At 24.5% G+C, this 14143-nt stretch carries 14 protein-coding genes and 1 riboswitch; of the genes, 5 read left to right on the top strand and 9 right to left on the bottom strand.

Annotated features, from left to right (window positions below; translation table 11 throughout):
* The first annotated feature begins 303 nt into the window (after window positions 1-303).
* Window positions 304-1299 carry a GGDEF domain-containing protein gene (locus tag IC219_RS04530; protein WP_227830703.1) on the top strand — a complete coding sequence of 332 codons (996 nt, stop codon included), beginning with the start codon at window positions 304-306 and terminating at the stop codon, window positions 1297-1299.
* A gap of 143 nt (window positions 1300-1442) precedes the next feature.
* Here IC219_RS04530 and IC219_RS04525 read toward each other — a convergent pair whose 3' ends face one another.
* The 6 genes from IC219_RS04525 to IC219_RS04500 form a co-directional block, all read right to left on the bottom strand.
* On the bottom strand, window positions 1443-3041 hold the full coding sequence (locus IC219_RS04525) for a sensor histidine kinase (RefSeq protein ID WP_227482786.1): 1599 nt from the start codon (window positions 3039-3041) through the stop codon (window positions 1443-1445).
* The gene (locus tag IC219_RS04520) at window positions 3010-3726 is read right to left on the bottom strand and encodes a response regulator transcription factor (protein ID WP_227432719.1); all 717 of its coding nucleotides are present in this window, start codon (window positions 3724-3726) and stop codon (window positions 3010-3012) included. The genes IC219_RS04525 and IC219_RS04520 overlap by 32 nt, the downstream gene beginning before the upstream one ends.
* 184 nt (window positions 3727-3910) lie before the next feature.
* Window positions 3911-4711: a PIG-L family deacetylase gene (locus IC219_RS04515; RefSeq protein WP_227830702.1), complete on the bottom strand. Its 801-nt coding sequence runs from the start codon at window positions 4709-4711 to the stop codon at window positions 3911-3913.
* A gap of 410 nt (window positions 4712-5121) precedes the next feature.
* The gene (locus tag IC219_RS04510; RefSeq protein WP_227432721.1) at window positions 5122-6321 is read right to left on the bottom strand and encodes a hypothetical protein; all 1200 of its coding nucleotides are present in this window, start codon (window positions 6319-6321) and stop codon (window positions 5122-5124) included.
* Window positions 6322-6351: 30 nt separating this feature from the next.
* Window positions 6352-6954: a DUF3794 domain-containing protein gene (locus tag IC219_RS04505; protein WP_227432722.1), complete on the bottom strand. Its 603-nt coding sequence runs from the start codon at window positions 6952-6954 to the stop codon at window positions 6352-6354.
* A 26-nt stretch (window positions 6955-6980) separates the two neighbouring features.
* Window positions 6981-7553 (bottom strand): DUF3794 domain-containing protein, encoded by a 573-nt coding sequence (locus IC219_RS04500; protein WP_227482784.1) that lies wholly within the window; start codon window positions 7551-7553, stop codon window positions 6981-6983.
* A gap of 198 nt (window positions 7554-7751) precedes the next feature.
* Between IC219_RS04500 and IC219_RS04495 the strand changes: the two genes are divergently transcribed.
* Entirely contained in the window at window positions 7752-8357 is a 606-nt protein-coding gene (locus IC219_RS04495) for a DUF3794 domain-containing protein (protein ID WP_227830701.1), read from the top strand.
* 508 nt (window positions 8358-8865) lie between these two features.
* Here IC219_RS04495 and IC219_RS04490 read toward each other — a convergent pair.
* Both IC219_RS04490 and IC219_RS04485 read right to left on the bottom strand, forming a co-directional pair.
* Window positions 8866-9669, bottom strand: a complete 804-nt coding sequence (locus IC219_RS04490) for a hypothetical protein (protein WP_227432725.1) — start codon at window positions 9667-9669, stop codon at window positions 8866-8868.
* Between the two features lie 611 nt (window positions 9670-10280).
* Window positions 10281-10457, bottom strand: coding sequence for a hypothetical protein (locus IC219_RS04485; RefSeq protein ID WP_227482782.1), 177 nt, complete (start codon window positions 10455-10457; stop codon window positions 10281-10283).
* 49 nt (window positions 10458-10506) lie between these two features.
* Window positions 10507-10603: riboswitch (cyclic di-GMP riboswitch) on the bottom strand.
* Between the two features lie 209 nt (window positions 10604-10812).
* On the opposite strand from IC219_RS04485, the gene IC219_RS04480 reads away from it, so the two are divergent.
* Together IC219_RS04480 and IC219_RS04475 are read left to right on the top strand one after the other, a co-directional pair.
* Window positions 10813-11190: a BlaI/MecI/CopY family transcriptional regulator gene (locus tag IC219_RS04480; RefSeq protein ID WP_227432727.1), complete on the top strand. Its 378-nt coding sequence runs from the start codon at window positions 10813-10815 to the stop codon at window positions 11188-11190.
* A gap of 250 nt (window positions 11191-11440) precedes the next feature.
* Window positions 11441-11710, top strand: a complete 270-nt coding sequence (locus IC219_RS04475; RefSeq protein WP_227830700.1) for a hypothetical protein — start codon at window positions 11441-11443, stop codon at window positions 11708-11710.
* Window positions 11711-12349: 639 nt separating this feature from the next.
* Here the strand turns inward: IC219_RS04475 and IC219_RS04470 are convergent.
* Window positions 12350-12526, bottom strand: coding sequence for a DUF6530 family protein (locus tag IC219_RS04470; RefSeq protein WP_227830699.1), 177 nt, complete (start codon window positions 12524-12526; stop codon window positions 12350-12352).
* An 895-nt stretch (window positions 12527-13421) separates the two neighbouring features.
* On the opposite strand from IC219_RS04470, the gene IC219_RS04465 reads away from it, so the two are divergent.
* Complete coding sequence (locus IC219_RS04465; protein WP_227432729.1) at window positions 13422-14114, top strand: response regulator transcription factor; 693 nt, start codon at window positions 13422-13424, stop codon at window positions 14112-14114.
* The last annotated feature ends 29 nt before the right edge of the window (window positions 14115-14143 follow it).

Genomic DNA, 14143 nt, shown 5'->3' with positions numbered 1-14143 from the left:
GAGATGTAACTGATTATGGAAACTCTATGTGATATTATAAATACAGAGAGATGAAATACATGATGATTTATAGAGAAATATAATTTAAAATGTATTAATATCGCACTAAAAGGTATAATCAAATAAATATGTAAATATAAACCCCAACATTTAGAAAGAGACCTCCAAGGAGGTTTTTTTCTTGTTTACTTCTAAAAAAGCATAAAAAATATATTATGTATAGATATAAATTTTTTTCTTTAAACAAATACACAATGTCATGATATAATAACTTTATTAGAACGATAAGGGGATAATAATATTATGTTTAAGAACAAATATGTTGAACGTGTTGAGCAGTTTATAAATGCATATTTTGTAGATAGGGATGTGAAAAAATGTATGTCTTTTTTTCACAAAAATATATGTTGGATTGGTACTGGAAAGTTTGAGGTAGGGAATAGTATTGAAGAGGTAGAGTATTTATTAGAAGAGTATGTAAAACAATCACCAGATAGTTTTATTTTAGAAAAGTTATGGCTAGATAGTAAAGAATATTCAAAAAATTCACATACTGTATTTGGAGAGTATCTAGTTTGTAAGAAAACTAAAAAAGGCTATAATTTTCAAGTAGAAATAAGAATAACATACTTATGTGTTGAATATGAGGGAGAAATACTAATAAGTAGTGTTCATAATTCTGTTGCAAATGATTTACAAAAAATAGGTGAGTATTTTCCGATAAGTTTAATGGAAGCTGAAAATAATAGACTAGAGGCCATTATTAATGAAAAAACAAAAGAAATAGAAGAGCAAAGAGTTATGTTGTTAGAGGCAAACAGAAAACTTCAGCAACTGGCTATTACGGATGAATTAACTGGTTTATTAAATCAAAGAGCCATTATGGGAAATATAAAATATACTGTTAAAGATAATTCTAAAAATTATGCAATAATGATAATCGACATAGATAATTTTAAACATGTAAATGATAATTATGGGCATCTAGTGGGAGATGAGGTTATAAGAGTGATGGCTTACATCATTCAATCATTTAAAGATTACTATCTATTTGCTGGTAGATATGGTGGAGATGAATTTATTGTTTTGACAGAAAATATAGAAAAAGCAATTCATATTGAATCTAAAGTTCATAATAGTCTACTTAAATATAATTTTAAAGAACTTCAATATAAAATAACTGTAAGCATTGGAATTTCTGAATGGATAGACTTTGATTCCTTTGAAGCATTTTTAAGCGAGGCAGATAAAAAATTATATAAAGCTAAAAAATCAGGAAAAAATAAGACTATATATTAGAGCAAGTATATAAAAATAAGTATATATGTATATTAAAAATAGTTTTATGATTTTAATAAGGTTGTAAATTACAAGTTAACTATTTATAGCATGTAATTTAAAATAAAAATTATTTTGCAATTTACAACCTTATATATTTAATATTAATTAATTTTTTTAAAAGCAAGGGTTACCTTAAATAAATCAGCATCTATAATTATTTCCATAGTTGCATTTTGTAATTCAATTATATTTTGAGAAATTGATAAGCCCAGACCAGAGCCATCTGTATTTCTGGATATATCACCTCTTCTAAATCTTTCTATTAATTCTTCTGGTTTTAGATTTAATTTATCATTTGAAATATTTTTAAAGGTTACTATTATATTTTCATCTTTTATAAACATATCTATGTAAACTCTAGTATTTTTCATAGAATATTTTAGTATATTACCAATTAGGTTTTCAAAGACCCTCCAAGTCTTTTTTCCATCTATCATAGTAAATACAGAGTCTTCTGGTGTTTCTATTATAAAATCTAAATTACTGTTTTGAATTTTATCTTCAAGTTCTACTATACTTTGAATTAAGAGTTCTTTTATATCAGTCTTTGTTATATTAAATTCAACATCACCACTACTAAGTTTAGAAGCTTCGAATATATCCTCTATCAATAATTTTAATCTTTGTGATTTTTTATCTAAAATATTTATATAGTCGTTTATAGTTTCTTTATCAAGGTCGTTATTTTTTAACATATCTACATAACTTAGTATAGATGTAAGTGGAGTCTTTAAGTCATGAGATACATTTGTTATAAGCTCAGTTTTCATTCTTTCACTTTTTATATTAGCATCTACAGCAGCTTCAAGACCATCTGTTATATTATTTATGCTTTTAGATAAAGCAGATATTTCATCATCTCCTATCACTTCCAACTTATATTTTAGATTTCCATTTTCAATGTTTTTTATATTTTTTGAGATATTATTTATGTAATTAAACTTAGTAGATAAAAAGTTGTATATATAAGAACAAGCAATTATACTTACAAGTGTAAATAAAACCTCTATAACTATAGCATTAGCGTAATATATACGCATAAATAATACTAAAGCTATGTACTGAATAACTGCTTGTATAACTATAGAGATTAAAAATGCTATAGCTAGTTTCTTATTTATAGTTTTTCTATTATATCTGCTAACAAGATCTGAAAAGAATCTACATGTTATAGACATATCTTTTGGATTGTAGCCACCATGCTTTATGTTTTCATATATTATATAAATTACAGATAGAATAATAAAATTAAATACAATTAAATTTGTATTGTAGAACATTTTAGTGTTTGTAAATATGTAAAATCGTAATGCTAAAAGTATTAAAATTAATATAAGTGTAAACTCAATCTTTACATTGGAAAAGAAAGTGATAATGTTTTCTAAGAATTTAACTTTATTTTGGTTATTTTTTTTATAGAATATAAAAAATAATATAGCCAATATACAACTTAATAATGCAATACCTTCACAAATAAATTTCAAATTTGTTTTTGATAAATACAAAGGAGGCCCAAAGTAGTAAAAGCAAGGTATAGCTACCTCATTGTATAAATATTTAAATTCATTAATATCAATAAAGTTATTATTTAAATCGTATATTGTCTCAAATAATATAGAAAGCGATAGAAATAATAGTAATAATAAAATAAATTTTGCTCTTGAATCATTAATAATTAAGTTTTTCAATTTTGTAACCAATACCCCACACCACCTTTAAATATTTTGGTTCTTTTGAATTTACTTCAATCTTTTCTCTAATTCTTCTAATATGAACAGCAACAGTTCTTTCGCAGCTATAAGCATCTTCGTTCCAAACTTTTTCATAAATCTCATGAGAAGAGAATATTTTTCCTTTTCGTGATAGGAGAAGAACAAGTATTTTATACTCAAGAGGTGTCATTTTAACTTCTTCACCATCTAAAGAAACTATTTTTGTATCTGTATTTAGCTCAAGACCTCCACTTTTTAAAATATAATTAGTATCATTTGAATTGTTTGTATTACTAAAATCTCCTAAGTTTATATATCTTCTAAGCTGAGATTTTACTCGTGCAGTAAGTTCGAGTGGATTAAATGGTTTAGTTATGTAATCATCAGCACCCATATTAAGGCCTATAATTTTGTCCATATCCTGTGATTTTGCAGATAAAAGTATTATAGGAATATTCTTTTTTTCTCTTATCTTGAGAGTAGTCTTAAGACCATCTAAATTGGGCATCATTACATCCATTATTATTAATTTAATATCATTTTCAATTAATATGTCCAAAGCTTCTAACCCATCATATGCTTTTAAAACGTTAAGATTATCAGGTTTTAAATAGAATTCTATAGCATCTACTATTTCCCTATCATCATCTACAACCAATATATTTTGATTCACTTCATTAATCCCCCTCGAAATTTTATTTTTAATCAATTTTTATTTTATACTAAAAATTGGTTTCAGAAAACAGTAAGTATATAAATTGACTAGCTCTAAAAATATATTAACAAATATAAATAACAAAGGAATTTCATAATTATTAAGAATTTATAACAAATATTTATTTTAAAATAAATATTTGTTATAAATTAGGAGTGTGGAGTATAGCAGGAACATTTTTATCACTTAATAATTTATCAAAAGATTTGTGGTCAGATTTATAACCAATACCCTCTCTACATTCTGATTCATCAATAAGTTTATATTGTTCACATGCATTTTTAACTTTTTCATAGTCCTCAATAGAATGAGCTTTATAAACTATCTTGTTGTTAAAACTTATTTCATGAGCAAACTTAGGTTTTACAAAGTATTTGGCATCTTTGATTTGACCAGAGTTATATAGACCTTGAATAACAGAGCCATTTTTTATGTGTTGTAAATGGTCATCTAACTTGTAAGTATGTGCTATATGGGTTACACTTTTAAATTTTTTTTCAAAAGTAATTGCAATTTCTTCCATAGAGTTAAAATTAGTAGTACCCTTTACATTTTTTTCTGGTAAGATTATTATGTTTTCTCTTTTTACTCCTAGATTATTAAGAGAAGCTAAGAACTCTCTATTTCTGTATTCTGATTTTTGGCTATCTGTAAGAGTTTCATATTTTTTATATCTATCAAAAACAGATATACCACATCCAGTAGATACTAAAACCACAAATACATTATTTTGTCCTCTTTCTTTTACAGCATTTACAATAGCACTACCAGCCCACAATACCTCATCATCTTGATGTTGAACATAGAAAACAACATAATCTTTAAACTTTCTATTACTATAATTAACATAGCTATTAAAACCTGTTAAAATCAAGCATAAAACTAAAATGATAGATAAAATTCCATACTTATTTATAGTAAACTTCTTGTTTTTAAGAGTCATTTAATCATCTCCTGAAAAGCTGTCTTACTTATATTATCAATCAAAGTATTAAAAATTATTTCTTAAAAATCAAAAAATATAGAGTAGATTAATGGAATAAAATTTTTTGTTAACCAAACTAAAAATTAAAAAAATTTATATAGAAGTAAGAAAAAAGAAGGGGTGGTTTATTGGAATAAACTTATAAATAAGCTAAATATCTACTTGACGTTTTATGAATTATTGAATCTAAGCGTACGTGGCACAAAGACTATTTTTTCATTGCTTTCATTTAGTGAGGTATTAAGTATTTAAACTAAATTCAAAGGCGTAAATTTGGTATTATTAACGCCTTTGAAAATTTAGATACTGTTATTAATTTGGTTTGTTTATATTACTTTATATAGTATACTAGTAAAATAGTATTAACCTTAATTACACAACGATTTTAATTGTGCTTTTAAGAATAATGTTATATTTTTAAATATAGTTCTTTCATCAAGATCATTTACATATATATCTTCAATACATGAATCTACAATAAATTCCTCACATAAATCCACTTCTATGTCTAGCTTAGGATTATATCTGTAACCATTTATTGTAACTACTGGTCTTCCAGGTGGTGAAATAACTATTCCTTCTTCATATGTCAAGCATTCAAATTTGGCATATGGAATTATATATGCTAAAAATGGTACTTCATAATGTGCAGAATGAACTGATTGTTCATCTACTAGAGCAGTATATACTATTTTCTGTTTTAATAAACCATTTACTATTAGTTTTCTTCCATTTAAGCATGTTCCTTCAGCATTTTGTAGTATTGCAAATGCACTAGTCTTGTCACAATCGATTGGTATTCTACTTAAACTTTCAACAAGTATAATTAATATACCATTTTCTCCAATTAATATCTCAAATGAAGGTGTAATGATATTATTAATTATTGTTTGTAAAGTTGTTATTAATATTTCTATTAATGGTCCTTCAAGTGTACTAACTGTTTCAAATATATCATTGATAACAATTTGTATAGATTTTAGTAATCTTATTAAATCGTCTGTTCTGCATATTATAGAATTAAGAGATTCGCATACTATTCTTGCTATATCAGTTTGAATTGTATTTAACAAATTATCAATATCAAATAAAATAGAATTCACAGATGGTTGAACTAAATCTAGTAATCTTTGTAACTTAGCTAATAAAGGATTTATAATCTCACCTAATCCAGGTATTAAAGGTATAGCATCCTTAATTGTTGATATTAAATCATTTATTCCACCAATCAATGTATTAATTGTTGTCTGTATATTTGTTGCTAGAAACGCATCTAATATAGCTTCTATTTTATTCAATATATCCAAGCTAATATATAAATTATATGATTTATATGCAAATGGAGTTTCTATAAGTTTTACTGAAGTAATTGTTGCACTTGCATAAACTTGATCTATATTTTCTATATCAGGTTTTAATCTTGGGATGGGAAGTATCTCAGGAATTGAAATCTCTGTCCAATTTAAGTTTTCTTTTTTACATCCATTCATATTTAATTTTGATACATCACATATACCTAAAGTTTTGATATTAAAGTCACATTCACAAGTTTTTTTATTACATCCCATTTTTATTCCTCCTCATTTTATTTAAATTACTTAACATATTTTTGATGCCTTTATAAAAATAGTTGTATTTTTAAAGACACTTCTTTCTGATAATACACATGCATATATGTCCTCTATATATGCTGTTATTTTAAATTGTTGGTATAGTGGTGTATTTTTCTCTATTATTATAAATACTGAAAATGGTATATTAAAATCTGCAGAATGAACTGATTGTTCACCTAGTGCTGCTGTATAGATTATTTTTTGTCTTAGTAGTCCCTCTATTATTAGTTTTTTTCCTGTCAAATTTGTACATTCTCCATTTGGTATAGTTTCTCCTGGGATATAGTATCCATTACATGAGCTGTATCCGTTTACTAAAGGTGTTTTTATTACTCTTTGAGATATTATATCTACACAAGAATGTACTTCAACTATATCTTCTATATTTGGCTTTTGTGATGGTATATCTACTGTTTCTGATACAAAAAACTCTGTCCATTTGTTTTTATCTTCAGGACAGGGGCATTGCAAAACTTTTTCTATTTTTGATTCTGGATAGACACCAACAATATTTAATATCTTATCATCGCAACAGCATTTATCATGGAATTGATAAGATGTGCCATTTGTATAATTAGAATTTAACATTTCCTCTACTCCTTATTTTTATAATTTTATAATGTATTTCTTGGTATTGCATATAATAATAATGTTGTATATTTCGAGATAGTTCTTGCATCTAATAGGCTTACAGACAAATCTTCTATACACGCATTTACTTGATAGTCTACATCAAGTGAGTCTAATTTCATTGATTTTGTGCCCTTATTAAAAGTAATTTTCTGTGGTATAACTATATAGCTTGAAAATGGTACATAAAAATGTGCAGAATGAACTGATTGAGATCTTTCATCAGCTGTATAAGATATTTTTTGACACAATTCACCCTCAACAATAATTTTTCTTCCTGTAGAGATTTTTCCTTCTAAGTTTGGTATAAAATCACAATTAGCATCTAAAGGTGATACAGGTGTTTTTACTACTTTTGTTCTCAATATATTCACTGATACATTAACTGAATTTATCTGTTCAATATCTGGTTTTTGTATTGGGATACTTAATGTTTCTGGTATATACATCTGAAACCAATAAGGATATTGACTTATAACCTGTGTAACATCGTCTATGTCACATAAACCGCTTACATCAATTAAATCCATATTACAAGCACATGCATTACTATTCATATTTATCTCTCCTTATATAATTTATTGAAAGTTTTTACCTCTCAATATAATTTATTTAAATTTCGACTTTTTGTTACATGTTTTTAAGATTTTTTATTTTTTTAGCCTTTTTATAACAATATATGATTTTATATCATATATAAAATGTATATAGAAACTTTAATCTCTATATAATTATAAAATTAAGGAGATATTTATATGAATGAAAGTATTTTAAAAACTGGAATTACACCCTTAGAAGACTATCCAGATAACAAATGTATGAAATACTATAAAGAATTTATAGAAGATGATATACTATGTATTCCAACACAAAAACCAGATATAGAATGTATTAATGAAGTAAGTGTAAAGATATGCATAGAAGATAAGGAGATTATTAACACTATACTAGGGCCAAAATTAGTTATAAAAGGATTTAAAAATATTAAGGTTATATATACAGGAGATAATTGTCAGCAGTCTCTTCATTCTGCACATTGGAGTATACCATTTTGTCAATTTATCTTGCTAAAAGATTTGAGGTATGATAAGTGTGATAATATTATAGAAACTATTTTTGTTGGAATAGAGAATATTTGTGTAAAACACTTTGATTGTAGAATGATTGATTTATCACTATTATTTATAATTTGTCCACAACTTCGTAATTGTAATAATTGTAAATGCTGTAGAAGTTATTGTATGCATAATCCAAATTTATGCTATTATGATAATGATGACTGTTCAGATAGTTGTAATAATGTTACACAATGTAAATATAGTCTTAGTGATAAATATAATAGTAAAATTAGATACAAATAAATATTTAAATAAGAGACAATAGGTATATTTACATATATTTATTGTCTTTTTATTAAATTAAAGTCAGTTTATATAAGAGAAAATTTAACAATTACTATAAATAGATATATAATAAATTAATATAATATAGTATTATTAAACTTATAATTGTTACTATTTGAGTTAAAATATTGGAAAAAATTATATATCAGTAAATTTAAGATAATAAAAAAAGACCTCAATTACATATAAAAATAAGGTCTTTTTATAGATTTCAAAAAAGTAAAAATATTATAGATTTTTACTTATACAAAAGAAGCTATCTCTTTTAGATTTTTAAACCTATTGAAGTAACTTCTTCTGTATTATAGTTTGTATATTATTATAAAATATTTCAAATAGCTAAAAAGTCATATTATTTGTATTATTCTATATATTTAGCTATCAAAATATATTAGATAAAAATAACAAGTTCTATTATAGTTAATAGAGCTTTTGAAAGATTTTATTTTGTATAAAAATAAGATTTTTAGTAGTTTCTATTACATTTACATTTTTTTGTATAGCATTGTTTTTTGTACTTATCAAAGCATTCTTGTATATCATCTTCATAATTGTTTATATAAGATGAGTTTTCATGATAAATATTACAATAGTCACAGCCGTGATGTTCATCATGTTTACATTTTTTTGAACCACATTTTATAAATGCAATGGCTAATTTAATTAGTTCATCAATTAACTCTTCTATTTCATCCAATTCTTTTTCTAAATCACAAATTAGACAATCGCAGAAAGAAGATCTTACATCTTTTTCATCATTGCATGAAATGCAATCACTACAGAATATTAACAGTATAATTATTTTAGCTATAATAGATATTATTAAAAGTATAATTTGTACCAATAAGCAAAATAATTTTCCTACTAAAAATTCACAGTTATCATTACAACTTATTTGTCTTATAGCTTCAGCTAAACACTCAGACAATCTAAAAGCTCTTTTTAATTCTTCTCTAAGTTTGCAGTTTTTTACATAATTAGAATCTATTAGAGATTCTAATTCTTCGGAAAGTTCATTTAATATGCCATTATCTAAATTGAAACTTAAATCTTTCTGAAAATCTAATTTAACTTTTGCATCATATAAATCATAACTTTCGCCAACTAAAAAATATTTTATTATTCTCCATATTTGACAAGGTGTTAAATAAACTCTTGTATTTGCATCTAAATATTTCTCCTCTGTTAATCCAATTACTAATTTCATTAAATCACTAGAATATGATTCTAAATTATTTTTATAATATTCTAAACTCTTTGTATTATCCACTCTTTACCACTCCTATATATATATTAGGATAAATTCAATATCCTAATATATATATATGACTTGAGTACCTTTATGATACAAATAAAAACAAAATTTTACATTAATATATATAAAAATGCTATTTCCAATTGAATTATATAATTTTTTTATATTTTGTGTAAATATATGAATAAACATGTGAAAGAACTTTTATGCAATAGAGGTATAATAACTAAATTTAAGCATCCCTTAGATATAGATAAATTTATAAATTGTAATGGTGATAAATAATAATTTTGTTGTAAATGAAAATGATGCATAGAAGGCATTAACTAATATTATAGAAGTATTAGATTCTAAAAATAAAGAAATTAGGGTAAATACAAATATAAATATATTAAAAGTCTAACTTATTTCAGACTTGAATAGAAACAAAGTTATGTACGAAATGAAGGCAAACAGCAGTCCATGTGTTCTTTGATTTCGTACTTAAATAAAATCTCAAAATTATATCATGTTTTAATAAAAAATAAAACTGTGAATGATAGAAATATATTTTAATTAATTTTTTAACAGAATAGTATTTAAAAGTAGATAAAACTAAAAAGGGTTTTCTAGAAAATAAGGTCTATTTAATTATACTTACTTACCAATACCATCACTTGATGCAAACAAGATTCTACTATATTTTCTCCGTATTCTAGTACAAAATCATCTAACTGTGTATCTATAAAATCACAATAATCATATGAACTACCAATATAAGCAGTTAACATATGTGTACATCTATCCATTTTATCTCTAAACATATATTATCCCCCTAAAAAACTTTCATAAAAACAAAAAGAAAAATATCTTTTTGGCAACTGGCTGACATAACTTATAATATACTTTACAAGTCTTAGTCCCTATAGCTTTGCGTCACTAAATTTCTCTAGTTTTGCCGATTTAGTTTTATTCTACAACTACAATAATACAACAGAATTAGTTATTATTCAACATGATTGTTTGAAAATTGGATAAATTTATAAATATGAACGTCATTTTACTTAAAAAAAACATACTAAATATATAGATTTTATGGTAAAAATTACCTGTATCAATTATGATTAGAAGCTTCTATTATTAATTTGAACTAGACAGAATTTGAGGGAGTGACAAAATGTGGAAGAAGAAATATTAATAGAACAGTTAGTAAGAGCAGAATTTGTGGTAATGTGCTATCTATGGGAAAAAGATTCTTTGATATCTAAAAAAGAAATAATAAGAGACATAAAGCAGATATATGGATGGCATAAGAGTACAATAAAAATAATATTAAAAGGATTAATTTGTAAGGATTTTTTAGCTAGAGATATTATAAGATTTCAATCGCATTATAAAATAATAATAACTAGTGAAGAGTATGATACTTTCAAGAAAAAAGTATTAAAATCTACTAAAAACAGAAAAATTATACGTTCTCTTACGACTACACATAAGTCCATAAGTAAAGAAAAACTATATTATTTAGAAGAGTATTATAGGAATTTTGAAGAATGACTTGGAATAAATTGCAAAAATATTTATATAAATTCTCTTGTTTAGAAAACTTTATTGAGATAGAATTTATATATATATAAATCAATAATTTAAAAAATGAAAATGATAGATAATTAAATAATAAAAACAATGAAGGTATGAAAGTATAAGTTTTTGTACCTTTATTTTATTTATTATTCTGAACATATTTTAAAGATAAAAAATGTAGATAATATATCATTAATTAAAAAATAACAAAGAAATCTAAATTATGAGAGGTATATTTATAGAAAATAATGATATTAAACTTACAATATGTATATTTGCTTTTGTAATTGGAATAATAGTGTTATTTTGCTGTATAGCCTTAGGGCAATTTAATATAGATTGTATTATGCGACAAAATGGTGGAACAATGGATACCAACCAATACAATGTATATTTAGAACAATCTATTTCACAATATAGAAATTTTGGTTCTATATTGGATTTACTAGGAGGAATAGGGATACTGTTTGATAAAAGTGTTAGAAAAGATTAAAAGAGTAAAAATATTCTTAGTGATTATATTTTTGGTGTAATTAATACTAATAGAGATTAGAGTAAAGATATATAAGAATAAAGAAGCACCTACTTAAATGGTAGGCGCTTTTGCTTTGTTCAAATTTGCTTAGTTAAATATATAATAGGTAAAATATGTAAAAGTTATATGTTATAATCTTTTTAGCAAGAAGATGTAATCTACAATTTATAGAGTGGAGTTCATACAAAAGATTATCCTCCCAAGGTATAGAAGGGAGGTGAATATGTATGGATAATTTTTTACAGGGCATACTAGCCAGTTTAGTTGCCAGTTTAATAGTTTACTTATATTAGTAAGTTATTTAAAAAAGTAAAAAGCCACTCTGGCAGGAGTGACTTTAGTTTTGAACTAAAAATCAAGTTCAAAAAGAATAAACATTAGTATTTGAACTTCACTCTACGTCTAAATAGATTGTAGTTCTTCTTGCTTTTATTATACCACAAATTGGTACACATATTCAAAAATAATATTATTATGATATAATAAAAATATAGAAGTTTTGTAGTGTGCGATTTTTCTACTAAAGTATAGTTTAACAGTTGGAATATAAGGTGTTGAGAGACTTTGATAAGTGTTATCAATTGCACTATTAGCCACTCACTGCAAATTTAAGAGAGTTGTATATGTGTAAGTATTGGAAATGCTCAATTTGTTTTGGGGTTTTTCTAAAGACAAAGCTTTTGCATCAGAATTGTTTGCATACTTTCCATCAATTCTATCATGATTATATACTGCTACTATAGGTTTATGTGACAAATACTCAGCTACTCTCATTTTATCAATATCCTTTTATTTAAAAATTTTATTAAATTCATTCTAATAAACAATATAATAAATGCCAATAAAATAAATAAATTTATTAGTAACATATTTAGTAATTATATTGAAATAACTAGATTATATAAAAAATACAACTAAGGTATATGCAATTCATATAGGTTATATGGTAAAAATTAGATGGATATATTCAGCTAAATTCTCTTATTTGAAAAACTTTAGTGATAGTGGATGAAGATAAATTAATTAAACTCGAAGAATATTTTAAGAATTTGAAATAAAAAAATGACAAATAGATACATAATAAACAAAATGAAGGTATGAAATTATAACTTTTTCTACCTTCATTTTGTTTATTATTCTGAACATGTTAAAAAAATGAAATAAGTTTATCTTCTGTTTATATAAATTTTAATAGGATATGTATAGTATATAGTAGATAGGATGTATAAAAATTGAATTTAAATAAGTAGCTATTATTGCAGTGAAATAAATGCTTCTAATTATATTCGGGAGGAAGAATGGTGGAAGAAAATTAGTAAAATATGATTCTTCCACCATTCTTCCTCCTAGAAAATAAAAACTACTCAATAAGAATTTATATACATTAATTCAGCTGAATCCAATCAAAATACTTAAATGAAAGTAATCTGAAAACAACATAATTCAAATTAATTAATTCAAATAAACCTCAATTTATCTTAAATCTTAAGAAATATTTAAGATTTAGGATAATATTTTCTTAAGATTTATATTCTATTATATAGATATAAAGAAAAATTATAAAAATGTAAGATAATACAATATAACAATTTAGTCATTATTGAGAAAGGGAGTGAAAGATATTGTATAATAAATATAAGGATTATTATACAATAGAGGAAGTGAAAATATGTACAATATATTAGTAGTAGATGATGATAAAGAGATTGTTGATTCAATAGAGATATATCTTAAATCAGAAGGATTTAAAATACATAAAGCATATGATGGAATGAAAGCATTAGAAGTAATAACAAAAAATGATATCCATCTAATCTTAATGGACATAATGATGCCTAAATTAGATGGAATCAAAGCAACTGTAAAAATACGTGAAGAAAGAAATATACCAATAATTTTAATCTCAGCAAAAAGTGAAGATACAGATAAAATAATGGGATTAAACATTGGAGCTGACGATTATATAACAAAACCATTTAATCTATTAGAACTTGTAGCTAGAGTAAAATCAAACTTAAGGCGATATGTAACCTTAGGTAACTATGAAGATACATGTAAAGAAATTTTAAAAAGTGGGGCTCTAGAGCTAAATACATTGACAAAAGAAGTTAAGATTGATGGCGAAAATATAAAAATGACACCAATTGAATATAAAATAATTGAACTTCTTTTAGAAAATAAAGGACGAGTCTTCTCGATAGATGAGATATACGAAAAAGTATGGAATGAAGAAAGTTTTAATTCAGAAAATACAGTAGCAGTACACATTAGACGAATAAGAGAAAAGATTGAAATAAATCCAAAAGAACCAAGATTTTTAAAGGTGGTGTGGGGAGTTGGTTATAAGATTGAAAAATTTTAGCGGAAAACTTATGAAAGAAAAGAGTTTAA

Origin of the sequence: Clostridioides sp. ES-W-0018-02 (genome assembly GCF_020658175.1) — a bacterium.
Lineage (GTDB): Bacteria > Bacillota > Clostridia > Peptostreptococcales > Peptostreptococcaceae > Clostridioides.
Note: the sequence above shows the minus strand (reverse complement) of the source record. Positions and strands in the feature narration are given on the sequence as shown.